The 26,677-nt window shown below is 64.5% G+C and carries 29 protein-coding genes; 6 read left to right on the forward strand and 23 right to left on the reverse strand.

Annotated features, from left to right (window positions below; genetic code table 11):
• Positions 1 to 150: 150 nt before the first annotated feature.
• The 5 genes from EDE08_RS36730 to EDE08_RS36750 all read right to left on the reverse strand — a co-directional run bounded on the left by EDE08_RS36730 (position 151) and on the right by EDE08_RS36750 (position 5,356).
• Complete coding sequence (locus EDE08_RS36730; protein WP_131874513.1) at positions 151 to 1,059, reverse strand: amino acid ABC transporter substrate-binding protein; 909 nt, start codon at positions 1,057 to 1,059, stop codon at positions 151 to 153.
• Between the two features lie 137 nt (positions 1,060 to 1,196).
• Positions 1,197 to 2,630 (reverse strand): amidohydrolase family protein, encoded by a 1,434-nt coding sequence (locus EDE08_RS36735; RefSeq protein WP_131874514.1) that lies wholly within the window; start codon positions 2,628 to 2,630, stop codon positions 1,197 to 1,199.
• A gap of 27 nt (positions 2,631 to 2,657) precedes the next feature.
• A complete protein-coding gene (locus EDE08_RS36740) occupies positions 2,658 to 3,683 on the reverse strand; it encodes an ABC transporter substrate-binding protein (RefSeq protein WP_131874515.1) in 1,026 nt (341 codons plus the stop codon).
• A gap of 39 nt (positions 3,684 to 3,722) precedes the next feature.
• The gene (locus EDE08_RS36745) at positions 3,723 to 4,499 is read right to left on the reverse strand and encodes an ABC transporter permease (RefSeq protein WP_131874516.1); all 777 of its coding nucleotides are present in this window, start codon (positions 4,497 to 4,499) and stop codon (positions 3,723 to 3,725) included.
• Positions 4,499 to 5,356, reverse strand: coding sequence for an ABC transporter ATP-binding protein (locus EDE08_RS36750; protein WP_245524995.1), 858 nt, complete (start codon positions 5,354 to 5,356; stop codon positions 4,499 to 4,501). Before EDE08_RS36750 ends, EDE08_RS36745 begins: the two co-directional genes overlap by 1 nt.
• A gap of 210 nt (positions 5,357 to 5,566) precedes the next feature.
• Between EDE08_RS36750 and EDE08_RS36755 the strand changes: the two genes are divergently transcribed.
• Positions 5,567 to 6,325 (forward strand): GntR family transcriptional regulator, encoded by a 759-nt coding sequence (locus EDE08_RS36755; protein WP_131874518.1) that lies wholly within the window; start codon positions 5,567 to 5,569, stop codon positions 6,323 to 6,325.
• Here EDE08_RS36755 and EDE08_RS36760 read toward each other — a convergent pair.
• Complete coding sequence (locus EDE08_RS36760) at positions 6,322 to 6,738, reverse strand: nuclear transport factor 2-like protein (RefSeq protein ID WP_131874519.1); 417 nt, start codon at positions 6,736 to 6,738, stop codon at positions 6,322 to 6,324. The genes EDE08_RS36755 and EDE08_RS36760 overlap by 4 nt on opposite strands.
• A 148-nt stretch (positions 6,739 to 6,886) precedes the next feature.
• On the opposite strand from EDE08_RS36760, the gene EDE08_RS36765 reads away from it, so the two are divergent.
• Positions 6,887 to 8,128 carry an amidohydrolase family protein gene (locus EDE08_RS36765; protein WP_131874520.1) on the forward strand — a complete coding sequence of 414 codons (1,242 nt, stop codon included), beginning with the start codon at positions 6,887 to 6,889 and terminating at the stop codon, positions 8,126 to 8,128.
• Between the two features lie 79 nt (positions 8,129 to 8,207).
• On the opposite strand, the gene EDE08_RS36770 is transcribed toward EDE08_RS36765, so the two are convergent.
• The 6 genes from EDE08_RS36770 to EDE08_RS36795 form a co-directional block, all read right to left on the reverse strand.
• Entirely contained in the window at positions 8,208 to 9,131 is a 924-nt protein-coding gene (locus EDE08_RS36770) for a DUF1932 domain-containing protein (RefSeq protein WP_131874521.1), read from the reverse strand.
• Positions 9,131 to 10,000, reverse strand: a complete 870-nt coding sequence (locus EDE08_RS36775; RefSeq protein WP_131874522.1) for a substrate-binding domain-containing protein — start codon at positions 9,998 to 10,000, stop codon at positions 9,131 to 9,133. Before EDE08_RS36775 ends, EDE08_RS36770 begins: the two co-directional genes overlap by 1 nt.
• A gap of 84 nt (positions 10,001 to 10,084) precedes the next feature.
• Complete coding sequence (locus EDE08_RS36780; protein WP_131874523.1) at positions 10,085 to 10,768, reverse strand: 4-carboxy-4-hydroxy-2-oxoadipate aldolase/oxaloacetate decarboxylase; 684 nt, start codon at positions 10,766 to 10,768, stop codon at positions 10,085 to 10,087.
• Positions 10,765 to 11,478, reverse strand: coding sequence for a PIG-L deacetylase family protein (locus EDE08_RS36785; RefSeq protein WP_131874524.1), 714 nt, complete (start codon positions 11,476 to 11,478; stop codon positions 10,765 to 10,767). Before EDE08_RS36785 ends, EDE08_RS36780 begins: the two co-directional genes overlap by 4 nt.
• 51 nt (positions 11,479 to 11,529) lie before the next feature.
• Complete coding sequence (locus EDE08_RS36790; RefSeq protein ID WP_131874525.1) at positions 11,530 to 12,408, reverse strand: amidohydrolase family protein; 879 nt, start codon at positions 12,406 to 12,408, stop codon at positions 11,530 to 11,532.
• Between the two features lie 39 nt (positions 12,409 to 12,447).
• Positions 12,448 to 13,158: a TetR/AcrR family transcriptional regulator gene (locus tag EDE08_RS36795; RefSeq protein ID WP_131874526.1), complete on the reverse strand. Its 711-nt coding sequence runs from the start codon at positions 13,156 to 13,158 to the stop codon at positions 12,448 to 12,450.
• Positions 13,159 to 13,275: 117 nt separating this feature from the next.
• On the opposite strand from EDE08_RS36795, the gene EDE08_RS36800 reads away from it, so the two are divergent.
• Positions 13,276 to 14,253 carry a tripartite tricarboxylate transporter substrate binding protein gene (locus EDE08_RS36800; protein WP_131874527.1) on the forward strand — a complete coding sequence of 326 codons (978 nt, stop codon included), beginning with the start codon at positions 13,276 to 13,278 and terminating at the stop codon, positions 14,251 to 14,253.
• A gap of 228 nt (positions 14,254 to 14,481) precedes the next feature.
• On the opposite strand, the gene EDE08_RS36805 is transcribed toward EDE08_RS36800, so the two are convergent.
• Positions 14,482 to 15,624 (reverse strand): mechanosensitive ion channel family protein, encoded by a 1,143-nt coding sequence (locus EDE08_RS36805; RefSeq protein WP_131874528.1) that lies wholly within the window; start codon positions 15,622 to 15,624, stop codon positions 14,482 to 14,484.
• A 128-nt stretch (positions 15,625 to 15,752) separates the two neighbouring features.
• Here EDE08_RS36805 and EDE08_RS36810 point away from each other — a divergent pair, with 128 nt between their 5' ends.
• The gene (locus EDE08_RS36810; RefSeq protein ID WP_131874529.1) at positions 15,753 to 17,003 is read left to right on the forward strand and encodes a DUF763 domain-containing protein; all 1,251 of its coding nucleotides are present in this window, start codon (positions 15,753 to 15,755) and stop codon (positions 17,001 to 17,003) included.
• Between the two features lie 33 nt (positions 17,004 to 17,036).
• On the opposite strand, the gene EDE08_RS36815 is transcribed toward EDE08_RS36810, so the two are convergent.
• From EDE08_RS36815 to EDE08_RS36840, 6 genes are all read right to left on the reverse strand, one after another.
• Positions 17,037 to 17,279 carry a hypothetical protein gene (locus tag EDE08_RS36815; RefSeq protein WP_061877670.1) on the reverse strand — a complete coding sequence of 81 codons (243 nt, stop codon included), beginning with the start codon at positions 17,277 to 17,279 and terminating at the stop codon, positions 17,037 to 17,039.
• Between the two features lie 149 nt (positions 17,280 to 17,428).
• Positions 17,429 to 17,629: a hypothetical protein gene (locus EDE08_RS36820; protein ID WP_131874530.1), complete on the reverse strand. Its 201-nt coding sequence runs from the start codon at positions 17,627 to 17,629 to the stop codon at positions 17,429 to 17,431.
• 15 nt (positions 17,630 to 17,644) lie between these two features.
• Complete coding sequence (locus EDE08_RS36825) at positions 17,645 to 17,830, reverse strand: hypothetical protein (RefSeq protein ID WP_131874531.1); 186 nt, start codon at positions 17,828 to 17,830, stop codon at positions 17,645 to 17,647.
• Positions 17,831 to 17,966: 136 nt separating this feature from the next.
• Entirely contained in the window at positions 17,967 to 19,232 is a 1,266-nt protein-coding gene (locus EDE08_RS36830; RefSeq protein ID WP_131874532.1) for a cytochrome P450, read from the reverse strand.
• A gap of 92 nt (positions 19,233 to 19,324) precedes the next feature.
• Complete coding sequence (locus EDE08_RS36835; protein ID WP_131874533.1) at positions 19,325 to 19,645, reverse strand: hypothetical protein; 321 nt, start codon at positions 19,643 to 19,645, stop codon at positions 19,325 to 19,327.
• A gap of 106 nt (positions 19,646 to 19,751) precedes the next feature.
• Positions 19,752 to 20,525 (reverse strand): ferredoxin--NADP reductase, encoded by a 774-nt coding sequence (locus tag EDE08_RS36840; protein ID WP_131874534.1) that lies wholly within the window; start codon positions 20,523 to 20,525, stop codon positions 19,752 to 19,754.
• 157 nt (positions 20,526 to 20,682) lie between these two features.
• Here EDE08_RS36840 and EDE08_RS36845 point away from each other — a divergent pair, with 157 nt between their 5' ends.
• Together EDE08_RS36845 and EDE08_RS36850 are read left to right on the forward strand one after the other, a co-directional pair.
• Positions 20,683 to 21,879, forward strand: coding sequence for an amidohydrolase family protein (locus tag EDE08_RS36845; RefSeq protein ID WP_028178544.1), 1,197 nt, complete (start codon positions 20,683 to 20,685; stop codon positions 21,877 to 21,879).
• Between the two features lie 120 nt (positions 21,880 to 21,999).
• Positions 22,000 to 22,689 carry a hypothetical protein gene (locus EDE08_RS36850; RefSeq protein ID WP_131874535.1) on the forward strand — a complete coding sequence of 230 codons (690 nt, stop codon included), beginning with the start codon at positions 22,000 to 22,002 and terminating at the stop codon, positions 22,687 to 22,689.
• A 16-nt stretch (positions 22,690 to 22,705) separates the two neighbouring features.
• Here EDE08_RS36850 and EDE08_RS36855 read toward each other — a convergent pair whose 3' ends face one another.
• Genes EDE08_RS36855 through EDE08_RS36870 form a run of 4 tightly spaced genes read right to left on the reverse strand, consistent with a single transcriptional unit; the run spans position 22,706 to position 26,570 of the window.
• A complete protein-coding gene (locus tag EDE08_RS36855) occupies positions 22,706 to 23,173 on the reverse strand; it encodes a MarR family winged helix-turn-helix transcriptional regulator (protein ID WP_131874536.1) in 468 nt (155 codons plus the stop codon).
• An 18-nt stretch (positions 23,174 to 23,191) separates the two neighbouring features.
• The gene (locus EDE08_RS36860; RefSeq protein WP_027571698.1) at positions 23,192 to 23,896 is read right to left on the reverse strand and encodes an ABC transporter ATP-binding protein; all 705 of its coding nucleotides are present in this window, start codon (positions 23,894 to 23,896) and stop codon (positions 23,192 to 23,194) included.
• Complete coding sequence (locus tag EDE08_RS36865) at positions 23,893 to 24,684, reverse strand: ABC transporter ATP-binding protein (protein ID WP_124158685.1); 792 nt, start codon at positions 24,682 to 24,684, stop codon at positions 23,893 to 23,895. Before EDE08_RS36865 ends, EDE08_RS36860 begins: the two co-directional genes overlap by 4 nt.
• Complete coding sequence (locus EDE08_RS36870) at positions 24,681 to 26,570, reverse strand: ABC transporter permease (RefSeq protein WP_131874537.1); 1,890 nt, start codon at positions 26,568 to 26,570, stop codon at positions 24,681 to 24,683. The genes EDE08_RS36865 and EDE08_RS36870 overlap by 4 nt, the downstream gene beginning before the upstream one ends.
• Positions 26,571 to 26,677 lie beyond the last annotated feature (107 nt).

Genomic DNA, 26,677 nt, shown 5'->3' on the forward strand with positions numbered 1-26,677 from the left:
TCTCCCGCCAAGGCATCGGCTGATCCTCCCAGCCGACAGAGAACTGTCACCCATCCATCCGGTCTACTGTGTTACCTATCTATCCGGTCTGGACAGGAGTTGCCCTCTCCCACAAGGGGAGAGGGCGCAATAATGCGCAGCGTCTCAGCCTCAATTCACCACATAGACATCAGGGTCGGCGCTCGAGCTCGGCTTCTTGAAGGCGTTGCGCAAGGCCGGAGACATCGGGACGTTGTAGTTGAGGCCGTTCGGCGGGGTTGGCGATTGCAGCCACTTCTTGTAGAGCACCTCGATCTCCGGGCTTGCATAGAGCTCCGCTGTTGCGCGGTCGGCGAGCGCCTTGAATGGCGCATCCTCCCGCCGCAGCATGATGCCGTACGGCTCCGGCTTCGAGAACGCCTCCTCGCTGATCATGTAAGCTTGCGGCTCCTTCGACCGCGCGATGGCGACGGCGAGCTGCACGTCGTCGAGCGCGTAGGCCTGGGCGCGGTCGGTTTCCAGCAACAGGAAGGCTTCGGCCTGGTCCTTGGCCGGCATCACATTGATGCCGAGATTGCGCTCGGTGTTGACCTTGGCAAGCTGCGTCAGGTTGACCGATCCCGCCACCGCCGTGACCGCCTTGCCCTTGAGATCGTCGATGGTGTTGATCTTGGCGGCCTTCTTGGCCGCGAACCGCGTCGCGCTGAGGAAATGCGTGTTGGTGAAGGCGACCTGCCTCTGGCGGTCGGCATTGTTGGTGGTTGCCGAGCAATGCAGATCGAGCGTGCCGTTGACCATCAAGGGGATCCGGTTCGACGAGGTCACGGCGAGCGTGTCGACGGCGATGTCGGGCATGCCGAGCTGCTTCTTCACGGCCTCGACGATCCTGAGGCAGATGTCCATGGCAAAGCCGACCGGCTTCTGGTTGCCGTCCAGATAACTGAACGGGACCGAGGCCTCCTGGTAGCCCAGCGTGATCTTCCTGGTGTCCTTGATCTTCTGGAGCGTGCCCGAGAGGTCTTCGGCTGACGCTGCGCCGGCGATACTACTCAGGGCCAGGAAAAGAACGGGTAGACGCATCGGCTGCTCCTCAATAGGGTCGTCGACCTTGTCGCGACGGAATCGCGGAGGTGATAACCGACGCATGCAGCGCCCGCCAGACGGGGCAGCGACTACCAGCTATCGCACTTTTCAATACTGGGCGAACGGGAGCCGTTTCACTGGCACGTCAGCTGCTGTTCGAACCAGCCGCTCAACCGCTCCGCCAGGGGCGGCCACATCCGCTGGAAGTTCGCGAGCTTGCCCGCGCCGGTCCGATACAGGGCGCGCAATTCCTGCTCGATCGCCGGCAGATCAACGCCGCAACAGACCCCGTCCCTCACGATCGTCCTGCCCGCGACGACGACCTCCTTCACCAGGGACGCATTGCCGCGCGCGAACAGCAGCGCCATGGGGTCGACCGGCATGATCCGGTCGCGGTCGAGCCGGTCGAGATCGATCACGACGTAGTCGGCGGGGCTTCCGGTATCGAGCTCGCCGCTCCCGGGCGCGCCGGTGGCGCGGCGCCCGTTGCGGATGGCGAGCGAGAACATCTCGGCCGGCGTCCACGTCTGCCTGAAGCCGAGGCCGCCATGGGCCATCTGCACCAGCCGCATCTCGCGCAAGATGTCGTCGTCCTCGTCCAGCGCCAGCCCGTCGACGCCGACGGCGACGGCGCAGCCGCATTCGTGCGCGGCGGCGATCGGGGCGAGGCCAGAGCGCAGATGCATGTTCGAGCTGAAATTGGTGACGATGCGCGTACCGGAGGCCGCGATCATCTCAAGCTCATCCGGGCGCGCATGGATGCAGTGCGCCAGCGTCAGCCGCTCGGAGAGGAAGCCAACGTCGCGAAGCCAGCGCACCATGTCTGGAAAATTCTGATCGGCCCAGGCGCGCTGGTACACGGTCTCCAGCAGATGCATGTGAATCCGGCGGCCAGTCCGCGCCGAATTCTCCGCCACCGCTTCCAGCAGCGGCATCGAGCACCATTGCACGCCGGCAGGCCCGAGCTGCACGTCCACCATTGGACCGGCGATGGCCGAGGCAATGGCCTCCGTGAGTTCAATATACGCCTTTGGCGACATCGGCGCGCGGACGAACAGCTCCTCGACGGTCTTGCGAGCATCGCCGGAGAGACCCGAGAGCACCGGCTCGGCATCACCGTAGACGATCGGATTCTGGTCGCGCACGGCCATCGCAAACGCGATGCGGATGCCGACGTCGGACGCGGCCTTCGCGATGGCCTTGGCCTCGTCGACCAGGGGCATCGTCCCGCTCGGGCGCGTGTAGTGCACCATCATCGCCGCGCAGCCGGCCCTGGCCGAACGCGCCAATGCGGAGGCCGCGGTCAGATAGGGATCGACCGGCGTGCCCAGTGCGGTGCGCAGGATCCAGCTTTCCAGGGGCATGCCGACCGCGCCGAAGGACGATGCGGTGGCACGGGCGTGGTCATGGGCGTTGACGAAGGCCGGGATGACGAAGGAACGTGGCCCCGGCCCCGCTCCTTCCGCGATATCGGTAATGACACCGCCGTCGTGCTGCAGCACGACGTTGTCGCTGACACCGAGGTCAGGGCCACGGAACAGGCTCGTTGCCGAAATCTCCGTGGCCATGACCGTCGCTCCAAGACCCGTTGAAGATCAGTTGGCCGTATACACCAGCTCCCGCTCCGCGCGGGGCGGCAGGAACTCGCGCGAGAACACCTCCGCCGGCGTCGGCGTCCGGGCGAGCTGATAGCCTTCGACCACGATGCCGATGGCGCGTGTCATGCGGTCGTCCTTGATGTCGCCGATGCCGATCTCCTTCATCTCCGGCGAGACGATCAGCTTCTCGAAGGAATATTGCAGCCGGCGCTTCTCGACGTCGGCGTTGATGAGGTTGTCGTAGTTCGTCGCGGCCTTCATGCCGGCGTTCTGGTCCTTGGCGACCGCGATCGCGCCCTTGTTGATGGCGCGCACCAGGCCCGCGACGGCCTTCGGGTTCGAGGCGATCAGCTTGCGGGAGACCATCACGCCGTTGGAGTAGAGATCGAGGCCGTACTCACCGAACGAGAACCATTTGAAGTCCTTGTCCGGATCCTGGCGGTTGAGCACCAGGTTGAAATAGCTGGTGATATTGAAGACGAGGGCGGCATCGATGTCGCCCTTGATCAGCATCGGCTCCTGCAGGTTCGGCGCCATGTTGGAGATCTTGATCTTCTCGCCGTCGAGACCGTTCTTGCGCGTGAACACCGGCAGGAGGCGCGTCGTCGGCGTGCCCTGCGCGCCGCCGAGCGTGTGGCCTTCGAAATCCTTGATGGTGTTGATGCCGCTGGTCTTCTTGGCGACGATCGCGAACGGCGGCTGGTTCCACATCATGTAGACCATGACGGGCGCCTCCTGCGGCTTGGTCGCGGCATTCTGGATGATGGCGTTGACGTCGCCGAAGCCCGCGTCATAGGCGCCGGACATCACGCGCGTGACGGTGGCACCGGAGCCCTCGCCCTGGTCGATGACGACGTTGAGCCCCTCCTCTTTGAAGAAACCGTTGTCCTTGGCGTAGAAGAACGCGGCATCGCTGCCCTGGGTCTTCCAGCCCAGCGTGAACTTGATCGTGGTTTCCTGCGCCGTGGCGGCACCGGCGGACAGCGCCAATCCCAGCAGCGCGGCGGTTACGTTTCTCAACATCGAGACCTCCTCAAGCTTCGTTGCGTGACAGTTGGAAAATCAGGTTGCGATCACGTCGTTCTTGCGCGTCGCCCAGCCGGTGACCCGCCCCTCGATCAGCGAGAACACGACGTAGAGTGCGACGCCGAGCCCGGCGAGCACGAACAGGCCGGCAAAGACCAGCGGCACGTTGAAATTGGAGGACGCGGTCATCATGACGTTGCCGATGCCGCGGTTGGAGGCGACGGTCTCCGACAGCACCGCGCCGACGAAAGCGTATGAGATCGCGACCTTCAGCGAAGCGAAGAAGAAGGGCATGGTCCTGGGCAGGCCGACGTTCCAGAGGATGTCAAGCTTGCTGGCGCCGAGCGCCTTCAGCACGTCCTCGAGCTCGGGCTCGGTGGTCGCAAGGCCGGTGGCGATATTCACGACGATCGGGAAGAAGCAGATCGACAGCGCGGTCAGCACCGCCGGCACCGTGCCGGAGCCGAACCACAGCACGAAGATCGGTACCACCGCGACCTTGGGGATGGAGGAGAAGCCGATCAACAGCGGATAGCAGGTGTCGTAGGCCGTCTTCGACACGCCGATGATGGCTCCGAGGGTGACGCCGAGCGCGACACCGAGGACGAAGCCGAACATGGTGGTCGCCAGTGTCTGCACGATGTGCGGCCACAGCACCGGGAAGCGCTGGTACAACGTCAAGAACACCTGCGAGGGTCGCGGCAGCACGAGATCCGACATGCCGGTCATCAGGCAGAACAGCTCCCAGGCGACGAAGAACAACACGATCAGCCCCGCCGACCACGCCTTCTGCCTGATATCGATCCCGAACATCAGCCTGTCCCCTGCTCAGCCGCGCTGCGCGCATCCTCGATGAAGGTCCGCAGCTTCTGGTTCAGCGCGACGAATTCCGGCTCGAAGGTCATGGCGACGGTGCGCGGGCGCGCAAATTCGACGCGGCTGTCGTCGAGGATGCGGCCGGGGCGCGCGCTCATCACGCAGATGCGACTGGCGAGAAAGCCGGCCTCGCGCAGATCGTGGGTGACCAGCAGCACCGTCGGCTTGTGCATCATCCAGAGGTTCTGCAGGATCGCCCACAGCTCTTCGCGGGTGAACTGGTCGAGCGCGCCGAACGGCTCATCCAGCAGCAGCATGCGCGGTTCGTGGATCAGGGCGCGGCACAGATTGGCACGCTGGAGCATGCCGCCGGAGAGCTGCCAGGGGTAATTGCTGCCAAAGCCCTTGAGGCCGACCTGCTCCAGCAGCGCGTTGGCCTTGTCGCGGAATTCGGTCTTGCGCAGCTTCCGGAAATTCGAGCGGAACGGCTCGACGATCTTCAGCGGCAGCATGATGTTCCGCTCGATGGTCATCCACGGCAGCATGGTCGGATTCTGGAAGGCCATGCCGACCCGCATCGCGCGCGCCGCGACTTCGCGGCCGCCGACGATGACGACGCCGCTGGTCGGCTGCACCAGGCCGCTGACCAGACGCAGAATGGTCGATTTGCCGCATCCTGACGGGCCGACCAGTGCGACAAACTCCCCGTCGGCGATCTTCAAGGTGGTCTTCGACAGGGCGGGCACGGCGCGGTCGCCGCGCCCGAAGGTCACGGAGGCCTCGGACAGCTCGATGGCCGTGGCGGCGGCGCCTTCGGGAACGGGCTGGCCGTCAAACTGGGCGTTGGGTTGCATGCGCATCACAGCCAAAGTGCATGCAAGCTAGGTGCCAGCCTGCCGTCCCCGCAAAATCAATGATTTGCCAGATACCCTCGGCGAACGGCCGGACTCGATTTAGGCAATCTGGACATTAAACTGCATGCAATTGGAGCGCCGGATCGCTGCAAGGCTGTGCTAACAAGGCTGTGCTAAAGAGAGGCTTCGACCCATCCCAAGGATTCGCCGATGGCGGCGCGCCCCAGCAGCAAGACTTCTGAATCGTCGGACAAGGTCAGCGTGATCTGCCGCGCGCTCCGGCGCGCGATCATCGAGCAGGCGCTGGAGCCCGGTGCCAAGCTGCCGGAGGATGCGCTTGGCGAGCGTTTCGGCGTCAGCCGCACCATTGCCCGCCATGCGCTGGGCCAGCTCGCCGCGGAGGGCCTGGTCGAGCTGCGCCGCAACCGGATCGCGGTGGTGGCAACGCCGAGCTGGCAGGAGGCGCGTGATGCCTTCGACATCCGCATCGAGCTCGAAAGACTCGTCGTGCGCCAGCTCGCGGGCAAGCTGACCAAGGCGCAGATCGCCGAGCTGAACGCCCATGTCGACGCCGAGGATCGTGCGCGCGGCGGCACGGATGCGGTCTCGATCCGGCTCGCCACCGAATTCCACATCCTCCTCGCGCACATGACGAACAGCCCGATCCTGGTGCGCTATGTCAGCGAGGTCGCCTATCGCTGCTGCCTGACGCTGTCGCTCTACAGCCGGCCGCATTCCAGCGAATGTGCCATCAACGAGCACCGCGCCATCATTGCCGCGCTCGCCAAGGGCGACGAGACCAAGGTGATGGAATTGATGCATCATCACCTGGATTCCGTGGCCAATCGCGCGCTGGTTGCTCCCACTCCGCAGCGCGGCCGCGACCTCCTCGATATCCTCGCGCCCTATGCCGACGAGGTGACGAGCGATCGCGTCGTCAAGCTGCCGAAAATCGCGCGGAGGGGCTAAGCCTCGATCCCGCGCTGAACGAGAATGCGCTCGGCGCTGTCGTTCCACACGTCCATCTTCACGATCTGCCCGCCCCTCACGACGAAGCGATCGACATAGCGGTTGCCCTCGAACGGCGTGCCGTCCATCCATTCGCCATAGAGCGTGCCGACGCTGTAGACGACAGTCTCGTCCGCGCCGGGGCAGACATCGAACCGGTCCATCTTCTTCTTGACCCAGCGATAGCGCTTCGCGTTGAAGCCGGTCGGCCCGCGCGGATGGTCGAACGTCCGCCCGCCGGTAAACGTGATGACCGTGCCCGGCTTCATATAGGCCGCAGCGGCGTCGGGATCCGGTATCATCGAAGCGGTGAGATAGGCTTCGACAATCTCGGCGTCAGTCATCGAACGTTCGGCTGGTGCGGGGGCGGACATGGCGGGTTCTCCAGGCGGGAGATATCTTACGATCCGCGCGCCAAAGTGCATGCACATTTTTTGAACAGTGGGGCGGCATAAGTGCACACAATCTGGAGCTGCCTGTTCCCTCAGCTTCGGCTAGGTTGCCATAGCTGAATCCGACGCCATGGCCATCGAGACCGCCTTCGACCTGATCTTCCGCAACGCGCTGTTGCGCTCATCCGCCGCACCCGTCGATATCGGCGTGAACGGCGGCCGCATCGCCGCGATCGAGCCGAAGCTGACCTGCGAGGCCGCCGAGGTCGACGTCGACGGCCGCCTCGCCCTGCCCGGCTTCGTCGACACCCACATCCATCTCGACAAGGCCTGCCTGCTCGGCCGCTGCGGGCACGATCACGGCAGCGTCTCGGAAGCGATCCGCGCCGTCGCCGCGATGAAGAAGGATTTCACGATCGAGGACGTCTACGCACGCGGCGCAAAGGTGCTTGAACGCGCCATCGTCAACGGCACGACGCGGATGCGCACGCATGTCGAAATCGACCCCCGCATCGGTCTCCGCGGCTTCGAGGCGGTCAAGGCGCTGAAGCGCGATTACGCCTGGGCGGTCGATCTCGAGCTCTGCGTCTTCCCGCAGGAAGGCCTCACCAACGATCCCGGAGCCGAGGAGCTGCTGATCCAGGCGCTGCGCGAAGGCGGCGAGGTCATCGGCGGCTGTCCCTACATGGACACCGACCCGAACGCCCATCTCGCGCGCATCTTCGATCTAGCCCAGGAATTCGACGTCGATGTCGACCTTCATCTCGATTTCGACCTCGACCCCTCGTGGTGGCACCTCGACGAGGTCTGCCGCCAGACTGAGCAGCGCAACTACGGCGGACGCGCCGCGATCGGCCATGCAACAAAGCTGTCGGCGTTGCCGCCGGAGCCGCTCAAAGCCGCCACCGCGCAGCTGGCAAGCGCCGGCGTTGCCGTCACCGTGCTGCCCGCGACCGATCTCTATCTGATGGGGCGCGAGGCCACGCACAACGCGCCGCGCGGACTGACACTCGCCCACAAGCTTGCGGGCGACGGCGTCGTGTGCTCGGTCGCGACCAACAACGTGCTCAATCCCTTCACGCCGTTCGGCGACGCCTCACTGCTGCGGATGGCGAACTTCTACGCCAATGTCGCGCACGCCTCGGTGAGCGATTTCGACACCTGCCTCGATCTGGTGACCGAGCTGCCGGCCCGGCTGATGAACCTTGACGATTACGGCATCAAGGTCGGCAATCCCGCCGACCTTATCGTGCTCGATACGCAAGACAGCCGCTTCGCTATCGCCGAGTTGCCTGACGTCCTGATGGGCTTCAAGGGCGGCCGGCAGACATTCGCGCGGCTGCGGCCCACCCTGTTCACTCCCAGGAGCTGAGAGCGGCTCCGCTCATGTCCCGGACACCGCGATGTTGCACGCGGAAAGTTTTCAGACCGGCGGCGCGGTCTTGAGCTGATTACTTGGTGCGGTTGATCTTCGCGAGGATCCGGTCAGCCTCGGTCCGCCAATCCGCGCTGCGGGCGAAGTCTTCCGTGCCCCTGGGACCGAACAGCCCCTCATCGGCGAGATCAGCCACCCAGGCCTGCCGTTCGGCAGTGCCTTGCGCGGACCATGGCGTCAAACCCGCCTCGCGCACGGTCTCGGCGACCTCACGCACCTCCTCGGCGCGGCGACGGCCGTGCTCGATCACGCGCTGGAAGACATAGGCGCCCTGCTTCTCCCAATCGATGCCGGGAAAAGTTTCCGCGAGCGAGGCCAGCACCGCATCCTCGACGCCATAGGCCCGTGCGGTCGTAAAACTTTCGATGACCATAGCTTCCAAGCCCTTGATCATGATGCTGCGGCACATCTTCACCGCGGAGGACACTCCGAGCCTGTCGCTCGCAACCTTCGCGGCAAAGCCGATCGCGTTCAGCAGCGGCTCCAGCTCCCTCGCACCGAGCCCACCGAGCAGCAGCGGCACCTTGATGCGATAGGGCGGCACCGAGGTCATCACCGCGCCCTCGACATAGCGCCCGGCCGCGCCGTCGATCAGGGCGGCGGCGCGCTGCTTGGCGCCCGGCGCTGCCGAATTGAAATCGAGAAACCAGGTACCCTGATTGATCGCCGCCGCGCAGGCCTTTGCGACCGGAACGGCCTGGCTCGCGGTGACCGCGGAGATGATGAAATCGGATTTCGCGGTCAGCTCGGCGTGAGACGCTGCGAGCACCACGCCGAATCTTGCCGCATGCTCCTTCAGCGGTGCAGCCTGCTCGCCACCGAGCTTGATATCGTAGGCTGACACCTTGATATCCTGCTGGCGCAAGTCCTCGGCCAGGATCCGCCCGACCTCGCCATACCCGACCAGCCCGATCTGCCAGCGCCTGGGATCACCTGCCATCAGTTCAATCCTCGTGTCGTCTCGTCGAAGATATCCTCGACCGCATAGCGGCGCGGAATCAGCGCCTGTTGGAATGCGTAATCGATGATCAGCTCCAGCGGCTTTCTGTTTGCCTCGATCCCGAACGGGATGAGGTCGGGCGTCGCCGCGGGCCCTGCCCGCTCCTTGCTCCGTTTGAGCAGATCATAGACGCCCGCGACCACGTCGGGCCGCGATTTCGCGAGCTTCTCAGTCACGACTACGAGATGGTTGACCGGCACGACGCCGCGACGGGCATACCATTTGGCGGCCTCGGCGGCGGGATCAGGGAATAGCGGCTTCAGCTTGGGATTATCGGAGGTCTCGCCGAGCACGGCATCGAGCTCGCCGTCGAGCAGCATCTGGAGGACCTTCTTGTCCTTCGGCGCACGCTCGGTGGTGTCGACATATTCGGCTACGTGCGGATCCTCGAACGTCACCCAGTGGATCCTGTCGAGATTGACGCCGTAGTCGTTGGCGAGGATGCCCCTGATCCAGGCGCCCGTCGTGGTCGTGAAGGAGCGGATACCGACACGCTTGCCTTCGAGATCGGTCGGCCCGAGCGTCCCCCTTTCAGGATTGTAGAGCGCGTAGGCATGCTGGAAGCGCCCGAGCATGGTCGCCGGCAGCAATACCAGCGGCTTGCCGTGCGCCTTCGCCATCAGATAGGTGACGATCGCCATCTCGCAGATGTCGAAGGCCTGCTCGCGCACCATCGGCTTGAACGCCGTGTTGGTCGGCGTGTACTCGATGAAGTCGAGATCGAACAGGTCTGAACGAAGCCCGCCGCTCTTCACCGCCTGGACGTGAGGGTGGCTGCCGAGAACGGCTTTCAGCTTGAGACGATCCATCCGCCCACTCCGCTTCTCTAGAGCATGATCCGGAAAAGTGTGCAGCGGTTTTCCGGAGAGATCATGCTCAAACAATATTGCCGCTCAGACGTCCTCGGGATTGTCGACATACACCAGTCCGGCCGTCGTCAGCGCCTCGCGCATGCCGTACATGTCGAGGCCGAGTTCGCCCGAAGCGAGCCGCTTGCGCTTGCCGCCTTCGTCCGCGTTGCGCTTCTTCGCCCTTTCGGCCACCTCGGCCGCATAGCGCTTCGGCACCACCACCACGCCGTCGTCATCGGCCACGATGATATCGCCGGGATCGACATTGACGCCGGCGCAAACGACCGGGATGTTGACCGAGCCGAGCGTGGCCTTCACCGTGCCCTTGGCGGAGATCGCGCGTGACCACACTGGAAAGCGCATCTCATGCAGCGCTTTGACGTCGCGACAGCCGGCGTCGATGATCAGCCCCTGCACACCGCGCGCCCTTAGCGACGTCGCAAGCAGCTCGCCGAACATGCCGTCGGTATTGTCGGTGGTGCAGCCGACGACGAGGACGTCGCCCTTCCTGCATTGCTCGACCGCGACATGGATCATCCAGTTGTCGCCGGGCTGCGCCAGCACCGTCACCGCCGGTCCGGCGACCGACGCGCCCGCCCAGACCGGACGCAGATACGGCTTCATCAGGCCGATGCGGCCATAGGCCTCGTGCACGGTTGAGACACCGTATTCTGCCATCCCGGCGGGATCGGCGCGCTTGATGTTGCGAACGACGACCGGCTTCATGCCAATTCCTCAGCGACGGTCGGAAACAGGCGCTGATAGGCCTCGCCATAGGTCATGGGCACGCCGGTGTTGCGGCTGCCCTGGATGCCGCGGTTGAGCGCGACGCGTTCGTAATAGCCCCAGAGATGCTTCTGCGCGGCGAGGATCTGGAACGCCTCGTGCTTCTCCTTCCAGACCTCGTCGATCTTGAGGAGGAGGTCCGGCTTGTAGTTGCACTGCTCCGGCTGGTGCGGCTCGAACAGGAACACCGGCGGCGCGGAATATTTGTACTGCGCGCCGGGCTTGTGGCCCATCGCCTGCGCGACCACGCGCGTCTCCTGCGCGAAATGCGCCGCATTCGGATGGTCGAAATTATAGGGATCCTCCAGCGCGTGCGTCAGCACGAAGTTGGGATTGAGCTCGCGGTAGATGTCGACCATGCGGTTGAAATGCGCCTCGGTGAGCTTCAGCGGATAATCACCGCAGTCGAAGAACTCGATCTCGGCACCCAACAGCTTTGCGGCCCGCTCCGCCTCGTCCTTGCGGCCGGCCTTCACCGATTGCAGCGTCGCGCCCTTCTCCTTCCAGGCGAACTGGCTCTCGCCGCGCTCGCCGAACGACAGGCAGACGATCTTCATGCGATAGCCCTTCTTCGCATGCAGCGCGATGGCGCCGCCGGCGCGCCAGACGAAATCGCCGGGATGGGCGGTGATCACGAGACCTGTTTTCATGGGACGAACTCCCTTCTTTCGTTTGTAGGCATCATATTGATCGGAGCCCCTTCATTGGTCGAAGCCAAACAGGCGCGCGGGATTGTCGACCAGAATCTTCTGCTGGAACTCCGGCTCCGGCGCGAACAGCGGGATCAGATCGACGAGATCGCCATCATTCGGCATCACCTTGACGTTGGGATGCGGCCAGTCCGTGCCCCAGATGACGCGATCCGGCGCGGTCTCGACGATCTTTCGCGCAAACGGCACCGCATCCGTGAACGGCGGACCGGCCGAGGACACCCGCTCCGAGCCGCAGATCTTGACCCAGCACTTCTCATCGCGCTGCATCAGCTCGATCAGGATCCTGAACGGCAGCTGATCGAGCCCGTCGGCCGCCTTCACCCGCCCCATATGGTCGATGGTGTAGGTCAGCGGCAGCTTTGTCAGCATGTCGGCATATTCCGGCAGGTCGATCGCATCGAAGTGCAGATCGATGTGCCAGCCGAGCGGCGTGACCATCGCGACGATGCGGTCGAACACACGTCTGTCCGGCACGCCGCCGAGATGGCGAACGAAATTGAAGCGGCAGCCGCGGAAGCCGCCGTCATGCAGCACGCGGAGCCCGCGTTCGGTGATGGTGTCGTCGATATTGGCGACGGCACGGTAGGCGCCGCCGCTCTGCGCGATGGCATCCAGCGCGACCGTGTTGTCGGTGCCGTGTACGCTGGCATTGACGATGACGGCGCGCTCGACGCCGAGTTTGGCGTGCAGCGCGCGAAAATCCTCCAGCGGCGCGTCAGGCGGCGTGTAGGAGCGATCCGGCGCGTAAGGATATTTCGCGCCGGGCCCGAAGATGTGGCAATGCGTATCGCAGGACAGCTTCGGCAGCTCGAACTTCGGCGTGCGCGTGTTTGGATCGGGCGGCGGAATGGTCGGCGTGTACATCATCGTCGTTCAGGTGAGCCCGCCGAAGCGAGACCGCTTGTTTCAAGGCTTGCTGCTGATGACCGGCCGCCGCCGCGCCGGCGCAGCTTGATCGAGCGCGGGTGCCTGGAATGCGGCGACCGTGGCCTGCACCAATTGCTCGATGGCGCCTGCGGCATCGCTGCCGTCAGCCTCGCCGCGCGACAAGCGCGAAACGCGCTCCGGCGTCACCAGCGAATAATAGAGCGCACCGAGCAGAAAGTGGCTGCGCCAGACAATGTCCGTACGCGGAATGTGCGGCAAGCTCTCATGGATCGCATCGATGAAGGCGTGGCTGGTGTCGTCGAAGGTCTGTGCGATGATCTTTCGCGCGACCTCGTTGCCCTCCGCCGACATCACCGCGCGCAGCCGCGTGAAGCGCGCGCCGCCGCCCGCGAGATCGCTGCCCGAGGTGAAGGCCGGCACCACATAGGCGCGCACGATCGCCTCCAGCCGGTCCTGGAGATCGCGCACGCGCCTGGCGGCGGTAAGCAGCTCGGAACGGCGCAAGTTCATCGGCCCGCAATGGCGCCGGTAGATCTCCAGCAGCAACCCGTCCTTGGTCCTGAAATGATATGTCACGCTGCCCGGATTGGCCCCGGCGGCATGCGCGATATCTCGCACCGAGACGGCATTGAAGCCGTTGGTGGCGAACAGCTCCTCGGCCGCAGCGAGGATCGCCTCGCGCATGTTCGGCTTGCGGGCTGTTTCCCTGCTGGTGGGCTTGCGTATCATGTGATTTGTACTATCGTACAAAAGATCAGGTCTCGTCAACAAAAACGATGGCAGGGTACAGTCGGCCTGGAAAGAGCGCCGCTGGAACGCGAACGACGCCTATGGAGTGCTGGGAATATGTTGGATTTGAACAAGAAGATCGGCCGCCTGCTGCTGGGCGCCACATTGCTGCTGGCAGCGGGCACAGCTCGAGCCGACAGCTATCCGAGCAAGCCGGTCCACATCCTGGTGCCCTATGCAGCGGGCGGAGCAGTCGACGTGCTCGCGCGCACGCTGGGCCAGGCGCTGGCGAAGACCTGGGGGCAGCAGCCCGTGATCGACAATCGTCCCGGCGCAGGCGGCATCGTCGCCTCGCAAACGCTGACCAAGTCCGCGCCTGACGGTTACACGCTGATCCTGGTCGCGAGCGGCCATCCGCTCAACCAGTTCATCTATCCAAGCGTCCCTTACGACACATTCAAGGATTTCACCGCGATCACCGAAGTCGCTTCGTCCCCGCTCGCGATCGTGGTGGCCAAGGACAGCCCTTACAAGACGCTCGGCGATCTCCTCGCCGCCGCCAAGAAGGAGCCGGACAAGCTCTCCTACGGCATGTCCGGCAACGGCACCTCGGCGCATCTTGCAGGCGAGCTGCTGAAATACATGTCCGGCACCAAGATCGTCGCGATCCCCTACAAGGGCGGCGCACCTGCGCTGACAGCCGTGATCGCCGGCGAGATCCCGCTCAGCATCAATCCGCTTGCCGAAGCGATCGGCCAGCTCGAGGGCGGGCCGGTGCGCGCGCTGGCGGTGACCTCCGCCGAACGCTCGAAGGCGCTGCCGGATGTTCCGACCATCGCCGAGGCCGGCGTGCCCGGCTACGACGTCTCGGTCTGGTGGGGCGTTCTTGGACCGGAAAACATGCCGCCGGAGATCGTGTCCAAGCTCGAAGCCGATCTGAAGGCCGCGCTGCAGGATCCCGGCGTGCTATCGACGCTCAGCAAGATCGGCGCAGCGCCGGTCGGCTCCTCTGCCAAGGAGTTTGACGCCTACATGCACGCAGAGGCGACCAAATGGGAGCCGGTGCTGAAGGCCGCCAACATCCGCGCGCAGTAAAGCGCCCTTCCAGGCGCATCGCGCACCGCACTGCTTGCATCCGCGGTCATTGCTTCGCTGACGGTGCCCGCCCGCGCGCCGACGGCGAAGCAAGGCTACTGGCGCCGGACAGCAAGCCGCTTCGCCAAGGCAGAACGCGCAAGGCAGAACGCGAATGGGGCGCATTCGCTGTCGGCGCACGGATCGGCCAGCCGATGCAGCCGTGGTCGGCGCCGGCTGATCGCGGAGTCAATTGCGCCCGCCAGCCCGCGTCTTCTCCGGCGGCGTGACGCGCCGCACGAAATCAGCATCATCGTCGCCAGACGGGATCAGGATCGCGCGTTCGCGCGGCAGCGCCTCCGGCATCTCGTCCCGGATGAAGGCCACCAGCTTCTCCCTGATCTCGCAGCGGAGGTCCCAGGACTGCGGTGCATTCCTGGCGCTGACCAGCGCCCGAAGCTCGATGGTGCGCGCGTCGGCATCGATCACCTGGAGATTGACCACCTCGCCGTCCCATAGCTTTGACTGCTTCACCGCCTGCTTCAGCCAGCTCCTGATGCGTTGGACGTCGGCACGATAGTCGACATGGAGCGCGATCACGCCGATGAGGGATGCGGTGTCGCGCGTCCAGTTCTGAAACGGCTTTTCGATGAAATAGGACAGCGGCACCACCATGCGTCGCCAGTCCCACAGCCGGATCACGACATAGGTCGAGGCGATGTCCTCGACCCAGCCCCATTCGTTCTCGATGATCACGGCGTCCTCGATCCGGATCGGCTGGGTGATCGCGATCTGCAGGCCGGCGATCAGATTGCTCAGCAGCGGGCGCGCGGCGAGACCGACGATGATGCCGGCCGCGCCGGCGGAGGCAAACAGGCTGACGCCGTATTGCCTCACGGAGTCGAACGTCATCAGCGCAGTGGAGACCGTGATGATGACGATGATAGTGTCGATGACGCGCTTGAACACGCGTACCTGCGTGACATGCTTGCGCGCGATGAAGTTCTCGGTGACGTCTCGGAAATTTTGCAGGTATCGCGCCGCGCTCATGTCGACGATCCGGATCGAGATCCAGCCGATCAGCGCGATGAAGGCTACGACGAACAGGCGAGTCAGCGGCGTTCGAATCTCGTCATCGAGCGGCGCGAAGGGCAGCACCAATGCGACGGCGGCCAGGCTCAGCGCGAGCCGGGCGGGACCGGCGGTGCGATCGATGAACACGCCCAGCAGCGGGAGACGGGCTCCAAAGGTACGATTGAGCAGCCAGGTCGCGAATCGATAGAAGGCAAGAGCCAGCAGAATCGCGCCGGCCACGAGGCTGAGGCCGACGAACCAAGAGGGTATCCAGCCGAGCATCCCGTCGATCTCGGCCATGAGGTCCTGCCAACTCATTGCTGTCCCCGTCATTGCATTTGCGCAGCCCGCTCAACGCCTGCCGATTAGCTTCGCTCCCCCGCTCAGTGCAACGCAGCATTCCCCTGATGCAAGCGTTGCAGAATTCGGCTAGTTTCGGGGCGCTCATGACCAGACGTACCGGCAGCGCCGATCTTCCTCTCCACACCGGGCGGGTTCCGCCCTGGCTGGCAAGCCGCATGTCCTCGCTGGGGGCAATCGTCACTCAAGCCATCGTGCTGCATTACGGGCGCGATGCGTTCCTGCAGCGCCTGTCACATCCGTTCTGGTTCCAATCGTTCGGTGCCGTGATGGGCATGGACTGGCACTCTTCGGGCATCACCACCTCGGTGATCGGTGCGCTGAAGCGCGGGCTCGGACCGCTTCAGGACGAGCTCGGGATCTACGTCTGCGGCGGTCGGGGCCAGCATTCCCGCAAGACGCCGGACGAGCTGATGCAGCTCGGCGAGCGCGTCGGCTTCGACAGCATCAAGCTGACCCGCGCCAGCCGCCTGGTGGCGAAGGTCGACAGCGCAGCCGTGCAGGACGGTTTCGATCTCTACCTCCACGGCTTCTTCGTCACCGCCGACGGCAAATGGACGGTGGTGCAGCAGGGCATGAACGGCGACAAGCGGCAGGCGCGACGCTATCACTGGCATTCCGAGGCGCTGAAGAGCTTTGTCGATGCGCCGCACAGCGCAATCGACGGGCCGCAGCAGGGGGAGATCGTCAATCTCACCGATCATCGCGCCGACATCTCTCGGACGGCGCAGCTCGAACTGCTCTGCGATCTCGGCCCCGATCGCATCGTCTCCGAATTCGAACGGCTCATCGGGACCGAGTCCACGCCGGCACAAGGCACCCTGCCGCATCTGATCATGCCCGCCCATCACGACGTCCGTCCCAAGGACGTGTTCGCGCGCCGCCTGCACGGCACGCTGGCCGCCGCAGCCGAGCGGGGTCCTGTCGATTTCCCGGAACTGCTGCTGACGCCGGGCGTCGGCGCGCGCACCGTGCGTTCGCTCGCGATGGTCGCGGAGGTCGTGCACGGCGCACCCTATCGCTTCAGGGACCCCGCACGTTTCTCGCTCGCCCATGGCGGCAAGGACCGACATCCCTACCCCGTCCCGATCAAGGTCTATGACGAGACCATCCGGGTGCTGAAGGGCGCGATCCAGAACGCGAAGCTCGGACGCGAGGAAGAGATGCATGCGATCAAGCGTCTGGACGACCAGGCGCGGCGGCTGGAGCGGACCGCACGCGGCCCTTCGGTCGAGGCTTTCATCGCCACTGAGCGTGTTGCCTCCCCGGATCTCGATGGCCGTTCGGTGTTCGGCTGGGAGCGCGATCTTGCGCCCACAAGAAAACGGACCGGCTGAACACCGGTCCGCAAGTTGGCGGGAGGAACGATCTCAGGTCTCGTCGGTCTCCGGCTCCTCCTCAAGCCGGTTGGCTGCGTGGTCCTGATATTGTTCAGTCTGAATGGACTTGCCGTCCATGCCACGAATGTCGGAATGCTGTTTCTTGTCGCGGTTGGACAGCACCATGTTGTCGCCGATCATATCCTTGGGTACGTCGGTCAGTCCGCCGGTGCCGTCGCCCTTGCCATGCATGCCCGATCTGAAATGCGTTTTGCTGCCATGCCCACTCGGCATTTGTCTCTCCTCTTGCAGTGACCTTCCGAAGACTTAGTGCTTCACGGTGGCCCCCTTCGATCCACCGATCAGGGAATTTTCACGCATGTTCTTGTCGCTCGGCGCGTACAGTTTGGGTTGTCTGCTGCTCATGAGTCACCTGCCTCCAGTCACCTGCCTCCGCCCTTTCCGGCCTCGTCGTGCCTGTGATGGGAATCGTGCTCTCCACCGCCGCCGGAAATCCGGCTGTGGCTGCGCTGCGGGTTGTCCGCCGGTGGCTTCTTGATCTCCAGCGGCGCCTTCGCGTTCTCGTGCGATGCGCCGGGTCCGCCCTGACGGATGCTGTTCGGGGTCTTGGTGGATGTCGACATGGGATGTCGCCCTCCTCAACGATCTTGCTGGTAGCCTTGATTGATCGTGTTCTGCTTGATGTTGCCCTGCTGTCCCTGCTGGTCCGGATTTTGCGCACGTTGCTGGCCGTGTGGCGCCTGATCGGCGGACGTTTGCTTGCTGTCGCCAGTTCCCTTGTGGCTCTGATTGTCCGGCGGAACAGGTGGCATCCTGCTGGTCATGATCTTGTCTCCCGTTAGGACGTCGATCCGAGACATGCACGGCCAAGGATCTGCGCGTCCAAGAGACAACAGGTCCAGCGGCACACCGTTCCTGACCGATCACGCGCGGCAAAGATTTTCCGAAGGGACGCGGATCTCAGCTCGCCGCGGTGAGGGAACGCTCAAGGCTCGCTCCTGCCCGCCCCGGTGTTCCACGGCTCTCAGCCGTGACGGGAAGTTTCGCGATCGCGCGCAAGCCCGGCCGTTTGCGCCAATGGACCTCGGCTGGATCGACGGCAAGATCGAGTTTCGGCCATCGCACGAACAGCGCTTCCAGCGCGCAGGCCGCCTCGATGCGCGCGAGCTGATGGCCGAGGCAGAAGTGGATTCCCGTGCCGAATGAAATATGGCGGTTCGGCTTGCGCTCGAGATCGAGGCGCTCGGGACGATCGTGCACCGCCGGATCCATGTTCGCAGCGGCAAGCATCACCATGACGCGGTCGCCCTTCTTCAAGCGCACGCCTTCGACCTCGACGTCGCGGCGCACATAGCGAGGCTTAGAGAATTGCACCGGCGACACGAAGCGCAGGAACTCCTCCACCGCAAGCCCGACGCGGCTCCAGTCCTGTTCCAGCCAGTCACGCAAACCGGGATTCCTGAGAAGCTCATACGCCGAGCCGCTAATGAGATGAGTGGTCGTCTCGGATCCCGCCGCAAGCAGCAGAAACACCATCGAGACCATCTCGTTCGGCGTGATCTGGCCGCCTTCGCGCTCGACCTGGACCAGTTCGGCAATCAGGCCCTCGCCGCCTTGCACGCGTGCAATCTGCAACTGCCGTTCGAGGTAGACTCGTATCTTGCGGAACGCGAACAGCAGGCGGAAGAAGCTGACGACATTCGTCAACGAGGACATCTCGTTGGCCCAGGCGATGAACTTCGGGCGATCGGCCGGCGGCAGGCCCAGGAGTTCCGAGATCACCGCGAGCGGCAGGATGCGCGCGTAGCGCTGGACGAGATCGGCCGGGCTTCCCGCTGCGAACAGTTCGTCCGCAAGCGTGTCGGCGATGGCACGGATGCGCGGCGCCATCGCAACGATCGCGCGGCGGCGAAACGCCTCGTCCACGATGCTGCGCAGCCGGGTGTGATCAGGCTCGTCCATCGTCAGCATGTTGTTGGCGATGGTCCTGACGTATCTCGGCATCCACCAGCGCAGACCCGCGACGTCGCCGTCCTCCTTGCGCAGCGTGAAGGTCGCGCCGTCCTTCAGCACTTGCGCTGTCGCATCATGGGTCGTGGTGATCCAGACATCGCCGACGATTGGGAATCGCGTCGCAACCACCGGGCCGGACATGCGCAACGTCGCGATGGCCTTGGGCGGATCGCGGAAAAAAACCTCGCTGGTAAAATCGAGGCGCACAGTCATGGAATCACCGGACTGATTGCTGGCGTTTCACCCAGATGGTGCGCGGCGCGGCCCGTGCAAGGGTCGCCTCGTCGATCGTCGACGAGAGGCGTCTATCCGCGCCCGGGCGAACGCTGGCCGGTCTTGCGCTGCTGGGTGTAGGCGTCCCAATGGCTCCAGCTGCCATTGCTGAGGCTCTGCAGGTCGGTTGCGAGCGGACGGCGCGTGCGCTTGTCGTGATCGGCGATCACGCGCTCCGACTGTGCAATCTTCCGCTTGAGTTCCCCGATCGACTTTTGGGTCTGGCCATCCCGCTTCGATGAGGCGATCTCGCCCATCGTGAAGCGCGCGGTCTCCAGCGCCTTCAACTCGGCGCGGTTCTTCTTCAACTGAACCCGGTGCCAGGCGATGTTACTGTCGCTGTCCGCAACCATGTGGGAACTCCGCTGATTCGCTCCCACAGTGTATCAAGCGCCGAATCGGCGCTGCAACGCCCGCCGGGCGGCGAAAATACGGTCTTCTCGGGCAAGAATTGCGCGTTCAGCGCTCGGCGAAGGCCTTTTCGACCACGAACTGGGCCGGCTCGCCGTGATTGCCCTCGGCGAAGCCGCGTTCCCCCAGGAGCACGCGGGTGTCCGCGACCAGCGCCGGGCTGCCGCAGATCATGACACGGTCATGCGCGGCTTCCAGCACCGGCAGGCCGATATCGGTGAACAGCTTGCCTGACGTGATGAGGTCCGTGATGCGGCCGCGATTGCGAAAGGGATCGCGGGTCACCGTCGGGTAGTAGATCAGCTGCTCGCGAATGTACTCGCCGATCAGTTCGTCCTTCGGCAGATGCTCGGTGATCATCTCGCCATAGGCGAGCTCCTTGACGTGGCGGCAGCCGTGCAGCAGCACCACCTTCTCGAACCGCTCATAGGTTTCAGGGTCCTTGATCACGCTCAGGAACGGCGCAAGGCCGGTGCCGGTGCCGATCAGATAGAGGTTGCGCCCCTCCTCCAGATTGTCGATCACGAGCGTGCCCGTGGCTTTGCGGCTGACGATGATCTCGTCGCCTTCCTTCAGATGCTGGAGCCGCGAGGTCAGCGGGCCGTCCGGCACCTTGATCGAGAAGAATTCCAGCGTGTCCTCGTAATTGGCACTGGCGACGCTATAGGCCCGCAGCAGCGGCTTCTCCCTGACCTTGAGCCCGATCATGGTGAATTCGCCGTTTCGGAAGCGGAAGGTCGGGCTGCGGGTGGTCTTGAACGAGAACAGCGTATCGGTCCAGTGGTGGACGCTCAAAACGCTTTCCTGATTGAAATTGCTCATCTCACCTTCCCTGTCGCGTCAATTGCGGTTCCGAGGCCGGCAGCTATGCGTCGTTTGTACACGATCATTCGTATACTAATGAATAATCCGGCTTGATCCCGCGGTCAAGGCTGCCCAAGATCGGAAGCGTTGCAGTTAGGAATAAGGAGCCCTTTCCATGGCGCATGACGCACCCCAGGCCACCGGACCCTCGAAGCTGGTGATCCGCAATATCGGCCTGATCCTGTCCGGCGCCCTGGAAAAGCCGATCCTGGACGGCGACACCATCGTCGCCGAGAACGGCAAGATCACCGCGATCGGCCGCTTCAAGGACTGCAACGTCGAAGGCGCGACCACCATCGTCGATGCCCAGGGCACCACGGTGGCGCCAGGCCTGATCGACAGTCACGTCCACCCCGTCGCCGGCGACTGGACGCCGCGCCAGAACCAGATCAACTGGATCGACAGCTATCTCCATGGCGGCGTCACCACCATGATCTCCGCGGGCGAAGTTCACATGCCCGGCCGGCCCCGCGACGTCGTCGGCCTCAAGGCGATGGCCGTGTTCGCCCAGCGCGCGTTCTGGACCCTTCGTCCCGGCGGCGTGAAGGTTCACGCCGGCGCGCCGGTGATCGAATGCGAGATGGTCGAGGAGGATTTCAAGGAGATGGCTGCCAACGGCGTCAAGCTGCTCGGCGAAGTCGGCCTCGGCGGCGTCAAGGACGGCCCGACAGCGCGGAAGATGGTCGGCTGGGCCCGCAAATACGGCATCCAGAGCACGATCCACACCGGTGGCCCCTCCATCCCCGGCTCCGGCTTGATCGACAAGGACGTGGTGCTGGAGGCCGACACCGATGTGGTTGGCCACATCAACGGCGGCCACACCGCGCTGCCCGACGACCAGATCCGCTGCATCTGCGAGGGCTGCAAGCGCGGCCTCGAGCTCGTGCACAACGGCAATGAGCGCTCGGCCCTGTTCACGCTGCGCACTGCGCGCGAGATGGGCGACCTGCATCGCGTCATCCTCGGCACCGATGCGCCCGCCGGCTCCGGTGTGCAGCCGCTCGGCATTTTGCGCATGGTCTCGATGCTGTCCTCGCTCGGCGATCTGCCGGCCGAGATCGCGTTCTGCCTTGCCACCGGCAACACCGCGCGGATGCGACAGCTCGATTGCGGCCTGATCGAGGTCGGCCGTTCCGCCGACTTCGTCATCATGGACAAGGCCCAGCACTCGCCCGGCAAGAACATCCTGGAGAGCGTCCAGCTCGGCGACCTCCCCGGCATCGGCATGACCATCATCGACGGCATCGTGCGAACACAACGCAGCCGCAACACGCCGCCTGCCGGGAAGGTGCCGGAGGTGGTGGCGAAGTGACGCAGCCGGAGCGCGACGCTTAGCTTGGCCCATCGAAGGCATTGAACAAGTCTCCTCCCCGCTGCGTCTAATCCGAGCAGGGCGGCAAGGGCCGTGCATTGCTGGAGCGTCGAGGAAATCATGAAGAGTTCGTCGCGGATTGCCGCTGGCGCCGCCGGCGCGGTGGCGGGCTACGCCGCGATCTTTCTCGTGTTCTCCCTGCTCGATTTTGGCAACCGGGCGGACCCGATCACATCGGGTCTGTTGGGACTGTTCGTGTACTCCCCCATCGGCGCGATCGCCGGCGCGGTGCTCGCCAGCTGGCTGGTGACGCGTCCAGGCGGGGACGCAGGCAACGGAAGCGTCGCACGCACCAGCCTGAAGTCCCTTGGCATCGTCGCCCTCTTCTGCGTCACGGCTGCCGCCACTTACCTCGCTTACGCCTATGTGACCGCGACGCCGTGGCTCAATCCGAACGCGGCCAATCCTCTTCTCGTGTTCGAGGTCCGTTTTCCGGCGGGGGTGACGGTGCCGACATCAGCGCAGGGCATCACCATCGAATTGCAAACCGACCTCAACACCATGCCCGGCGAAGTGACCCCGGCCGCCTTCTATCGCGACGGCGACCAGTCCGTCATCGCAGGCGAAGTCGAACTCGCCTTTCGAACCTCGCACCGGCAACTCGGCGTGAACATTCAGGGCCAGCCGACCCGAATCTACCCGATTGGATTGTCGGCCCGGGCGCCGCATACGCCGGAATTCGGAACGTGGCGGCGCCTCAACGATGGCAGCGAAATCCGCTACCGCGCCAAGTGGCCGGGCAAAACCTGATCTTCTGTCGTCTTCGCTACCGCAGCTTGTTCAACAGCGCCATCAGCGTCTCGCGCTCCCTCGCGTCGAGCGGCGCCAGCGTCTCGCGCGTGATCGCAAGCGCATTGGGGGCCAGCTTCTCCGCAAGCTGCTGACCCGCACGCGTCAGGCTGACCAGGAGCCGCCGCCCGTCGTCGGGATCCTGGCTGGTCTCGGTCAGGCCGCGCGCGGTGAGGCGATCGATCACACCCTTGATGGTCGCGACATCCATCGCCGTGAGGCGCCCAAGCTGGTTCTGCGAGCACGGCCCGGTCTCGGCCAGTTTCGACAATGCCGCCCATTGTGTCGGCGTCAGGTTGGTGCCGATATCGCGCGAGAAAATCGAGCTGTGGCGCTGCCAGACCTGGCGCAGGATGAAGCCGACCTGCTCGTCGAGGACGTAAGGGGGTTTCTGTAACGACTTGGCCGGCTTGACGCTCTTCTTGGCCGCAACGCTTCTCGCCATCCGTTCGCAGCCCTTCCCTTACAACGACAGATGCGCGTCGCGGATATCCGGACGCGCATCGAGCTCGGCCATGGTGCCGCCGAAGCAGATCCGGCCACGCTCGATGATGTAGGCGCGGTCGGAGATCAATCGCGCGAAATGCAGGTTCTGCTCGGAAACGACGATGCTGACGCCCTCCTTCTTCATGGTCAGGATGGCATCGACCATCTGCTCCACGATCTTCGGCGACAGGCCCTCCGAGGGTTCGTCCAGCAGCACCAGCGAGGGATTGCCCATCAACGTGCGCGCGATGGTCAGCATCTGCTGCTCGCCACCGCTCATGCGGCCGCCCGGCCGGTTCTTCATCTCGCCGAGGTTCGGAAACAGCGCGAACAGCTTCTCGCGCGTCCAATGCGGCGCGTTCGGCCGCTTCGGCTGGCGTCCGACTTCGAGGTTTTCCTCGACGGTCAGGTCAGTGAAGATGCGCCGCTCCTCCGGAACGTAGCCAAGCCCCTCGCGCACGATCTCGTGAGTCGGCTTCGCCGAGACATCCTTGCCTTCGAACATGATGCGGCCGGAGCGCTGCGCGACGAGGCCGACGATCGAGCGGAACGTGGTCGACTTGCCGGCACCGTTGCGTCCCAGCAGTGCCACCACCTCGCCCTCACCGACCTCGAAGCCGATGTCGAACAGGATATGCGCCGGACCATAATGGCTGTTGAGGTCTTGCACCGTGAGCTTCATGCCGATGTTCCCTCGCGGTGGCGGGCATCGTAGACGAGGCCCTCGCCGAGATAGACCGCCTGCACCTGCGGATTGCCGCGCACCTCCGCCGGCGACCCTTCGGCGATCAACGTCCCGCGGTTGAGCACGATGATGCGGTCGGCATGCTCGAACACCACGTCCATGTCGTGCTCGGTGAAGAGCACGCCGATCGACTTCTCCCGCGCGATGCTCGCGGTCAGCCGCATCAAATCGACGCGCTCGCGCGGCGCCATGCCGGCAGTCGGCTCGTCCATCAACAACAGCTTCGGCTGGTTGGCGAGCGCGACCGCAAGCTCGAGCCGCTTGAGATCGCCATAGGCAAGCTCGCCGCAGGGACGGTCGGCATAGCCGCCCATGCCGACCAGCTCGAGCAGGCGGCCGGCCTCGCCGCGATCGAACTTCGGCGCCGAGCCCCAGAGGTTGTAAAGCTGCTTCTCATGCGAAATCAGCGCGACCTGGACGTTCTCACGCACGGTCATGGTGGCAAAGGTTGCTGTGATCTGGAACGTGCGCCCGACGCCGAGCCGCCAGACCTCACGCGGCTTCCTGCCCGTGATCTCTTCGCCGAGCAGGCGGACATGGCCGCTATCAGGCTTGTTCTGGCCGTTGAGCATGTCGAAGCAGGTGCTTTTTCCCGCGCCGTTCGGGCCGATCAGCGCCAGGATCTCGCCGGCACGCAGCGAGAACGAGACGCCGCGCACCGCATGGATGCCGCCATAGGATTTGGTCAGGCCTTCGACCGCGAGAAGTGGGGGTATGGCGCTCATTCGGCAGACTCGATCGGCTTGGCAAGCAAGGGAGAGCCCGGCGGCGAAGACTTTCGCCGGCGCTGCGCCAGCATCTCGAGCATGCCGACGATGCCCTTCGGGAAGACGACGACGATCAGCATAATGAAGCCGCCCAGCACGAGCTTCGACAGATCGGTCTGGCTCACCAGCCAGATGTTCAAAGCCTTGTAGACGATGGCCCCGATCACCGCACCGGACACCGTCTCGACACCGCCGAGCAGCACCATGACCAGCGCGTCGACCGACAGCGAGATGCCGAGATTGTCGGGGAACACGCTGCCCTTGAGGTAGGCGAACAGCGCCCCGCCGATGCCGGCGGTCGTGCCTGCAATCACGAAAGCGGTCCACTGGATCCGCTTGGCATCGATGCCGATCGCTTCGCTGCGAAGAAGCGAGTCGCGCGTTGCACGGAGCGCGTAACCGAACGGCGAGAACACCATGGCCCGCAACGCGACGGTCACCAGCGCCGCGACGCCGAGCGCAAGCCAGTAGAAATGCGACGGGCTCGCCGCCCAGCTCGACGGCCAGAGGCCGAGAATGCCGTTGTCGCCGCCGGTCACGCTCACCCATTGGAATGCGATCGACCAGACGATCTGCGCGAAGGCGAGCGTCAGCATCGCGAAATAGACGCCGGAGAGCTGCACCGCGAAGAAGCCGAACACGGCGGCGCCCATGCAGCCGAGCAGCGGGCCGAGCAACAGACACACGATCATCGGCAGCCCCGCCATCTTGGCGAGGAAGGCGATGCCATAGGCGCCGAGCCCGAAATAGGCGGCATGGCCGAAGGACGCGAGGCCGCCGACCGACATCAGGAAGTGCAGGCTGACCGCGAAGATCACGAAGATTGCGATCTCCGAGCCCACGGTGAGCAGATAATTGCCCGCGAACAGCGGCAGCATCGCTGCGACGACGAGCGCCGCAAGCGCCGCCAGCCGTTCGTTCGACGTCAGCGGCCGCCAGGGATTGACGGTGAGGCCAGGTGTCTTGCGCGCGGCCGCCTCCGGCTTGCCGAACAGCCCCCAGGGCCGCACGATCAGCACCGCCGCCATCACCAGGAAGACCAGAATGATGGAGATCTTCGGGAAGATCAGGATGCCGAAGGCATTCAGCTCCGAGACCAGCACGGCCGCGACGAAGGCACCGACGATGCTGCCGAGGCCGCCGATCACGACCACGACGAACACCTCGACGATGATGCGCAGATCCATGGCGTGATGCACGGCATCGCGCGGGATCTGAAGCGCGCCGCCGAGGGCTGCGAGGAAGACGCCGACCGCGAACACCGACGTGAACAGCCATTTCTGGTTGACGCCGAGCGCCGCGACCATGTCGCGGTCCTGCGTCGCCGCGCGCACCAGCACGCCCCATCGCGTGCGCTGGAACAGCAGCCAGAGAATGCCGAGCACGACGGGTCCCAGCACGATCAGAAACAGATCATAGCTAGGAATGTTCTGGCCGAAGAAATCGATGGCACCCCTGAAGCCCGGCGCGCGGCGGCCGACGAGATCGTCGGGCCCCCAGATCAGCACCACGAGGTCCTCGACCATCAACGTCAGGCCGAAGGTCGCGAGCAGCTGGAACAATTCGGGCGCGTGATAGATGCGGCGGAGCAGCACCATCTCGACGATCACGCCGATCACCGCCACGGCCAGCGCGGCCAGCACGATGCTGCCCCAGAACCCAAACGCGCCCGAAAGCCGCTCGGTGAGCGTGAAGGCGATGTAGGCGCCGATCATGTAGAAGGCGCCATGCGCGAAATTCACGATCCGGGTCACGCCGAAGATGATCGACAGGCCCGACGCCACCAGGAACAGCGACGCTGCGCTGGCGAGACCGGTCAGAAACTGTACGACATAAAAGGCCATCGGCGGTCCGGGTTCGTTGAAATCGTAGGGTGGGTTAGCGCAGCGTAACCCACCAGCTTTTTTGTGGGGCACCGAAAGTGGTGGGTTACGCCAAGCGGTCTGCGCTC

Source organism: Bradyrhizobium sp. R2.2-H (assembly GCF_004346455.1).
GTDB classification, from domain to species: domain Bacteria; phylum Pseudomonadota; class Alphaproteobacteria; order Rhizobiales; family Xanthobacteraceae; genus Bradyrhizobium; species Bradyrhizobium diversitatis.

Coding starts and splice junctions, on each gene's coding strand:
- EDE08_RS36860 (WP_027571698.1), bottom strand. CDS start 23,896: ATGAAGCTCACGGTGCAAGACCTCAACAGCCATTATGGTCCGGCGCAT.
- EDE08_RS36825 (WP_131874531.1), bottom strand. CDS start 17,830: ATGACCAGCAGGATGCCACCTGTTCCGCCGGACAATCAGAGCCACAAG.
- EDE08_RS36810 (WP_131874529.1), top strand. CDS start 15,753: ATGACCAGACGTACCGGCAGCGCCGATCTTCCTCTCCACACCGGGCGG.
- EDE08_RS36770 (WP_131874521.1), bottom strand. CDS start 9,131: ATGGCAGGTGATCCCAGGCGCTGGCAGATCGGGCTGGTCGGGTATGGC.
- EDE08_RS36750 (WP_245524995.1), bottom strand. CDS start 5,356: ATGCAACCCAACGCCCAGTTTGACGGCCAGCCCGTTCCCGAAGGCGCC.
- EDE08_RS36740 (WP_131874515.1), bottom strand. CDS start 3,683: ATGTTGAGAAACGTAACCGCCGCGCTGCTGGGATTGGCGCTGTCCGCC.
- EDE08_RS36785 (WP_131874524.1), bottom strand. CDS start 11,478: ATGAAAACAGGTCTCGTGATCACCGCCCATCCCGGCGATTTCGTCTGG.
- EDE08_RS36845 (WP_028178544.1), top strand. CDS start 20,683: ATGGCGCATGACGCACCCCAGGCCACCGGACCCTCGAAGCTGGTGATC.
- EDE08_RS36865 (WP_124158685.1), bottom strand. CDS start 24,684: ATGAGCGCCATACCCCCACTTCTCGCGGTCGAAGGCCTGACCAAATCC.
- EDE08_RS36780 (WP_131874523.1), bottom strand. CDS start 10,768: ATGAAGCCGGTCGTCGTTCGCAACATCAAGCGCGCCGATCCCGCCGGG.
- EDE08_RS36870 (WP_131874537.1), bottom strand. CDS start 26,570: ATGGCCTTTTATGTCGTACAGTTTCTGACCGGTCTCGCCAGCGCAGCG.
- EDE08_RS36775 (WP_131874522.1), bottom strand. CDS start 10,000: ATGGATCGTCTCAAGCTGAAAGCCGTTCTCGGCAGCCACCCTCACGTC.
- EDE08_RS36815 (WP_061877670.1), bottom strand. CDS start 17,279: ATGCCGAGTGGGCATGGCAGCAAAACGCATTTCAGATCGGGCATGCAT.
- EDE08_RS36800 (WP_131874527.1), top strand. CDS start 13,276: ATGTTGGATTTGAACAAGAAGATCGGCCGCCTGCTGCTGGGCGCCACA.
- EDE08_RS36805 (WP_131874528.1), bottom strand. CDS start 15,624: ATGAGTTGGCAGGACCTCATGGCCGAGATCGACGGGATGCTCGGCTGG.
- EDE08_RS36760 (WP_131874519.1), bottom strand. CDS start 6,738: ATGTCCGCCCCCGCACCAGCCGAACGTTCGATGACTGACGCCGAGATT.
- EDE08_RS36840 (WP_131874534.1), bottom strand. CDS start 20,525: ATGAGCAATTTCAATCAGGAAAGCGTTTTGAGCGTCCACCACTGGACC.
- EDE08_RS36790 (WP_131874525.1), bottom strand. CDS start 12,408: ATGATGTACACGCCGACCATTCCGCCGCCCGATCCAAACACGCGCACG.
- EDE08_RS36745 (WP_131874516.1), bottom strand. CDS start 4,499: ATGTTCGGGATCGATATCAGGCAGAAGGCGTGGTCGGCGGGGCTGATC.
- EDE08_RS36835 (WP_131874533.1), bottom strand. CDS start 19,645: ATGGTTGCGGACAGCGACAGTAACATCGCCTGGCACCGGGTTCAGTTG.
- EDE08_RS36820 (WP_131874530.1), bottom strand. CDS start 17,629: ATGTCGACATCCACCAAGACCCCGAACAGCATCCGTCAGGGCGGACCC.
- EDE08_RS36755 (WP_131874518.1), top strand. CDS start 5,567: ATGGCGGCGCGCCCCAGCAGCAAGACTTCTGAATCGTCGGACAAGGTC.
- EDE08_RS36830 (WP_131874532.1), bottom strand. CDS start 19,232: ATGACTGTGCGCCTCGATTTTACCAGCGAGGTTTTTTTCCGCGATCCG.
- EDE08_RS36730 (WP_131874513.1), bottom strand. CDS start 1,059: ATGCGTCTACCCGTTCTTTTCCTGGCCCTGAGTAGTATCGCCGGCGCA.
- EDE08_RS36855 (WP_131874536.1), bottom strand. CDS start 23,173: ATGGCGAGAAGCGTTGCGGCCAAGAAGAGCGTCAAGCCGGCCAAGTCG.
- EDE08_RS36735 (WP_131874514.1), bottom strand. CDS start 2,630: ATGGCCACGGAGATTTCGGCAACGAGCCTGTTCCGTGGCCCTGACCTC.
- EDE08_RS36795 (WP_131874526.1), bottom strand. CDS start 13,158: ATGATACGCAAGCCCACCAGCAGGGAAACAGCCCGCAAGCCGAACATG.
- EDE08_RS36850 (WP_131874535.1), top strand. CDS start 22,000: ATGAAGAGTTCGTCGCGGATTGCCGCTGGCGCCGCCGGCGCGGTGGCG.
- EDE08_RS36765 (WP_131874520.1), top strand. CDS start 6,887: ATGGCCATCGAGACCGCCTTCGACCTGATCTTCCGCAACGCGCTGTTG.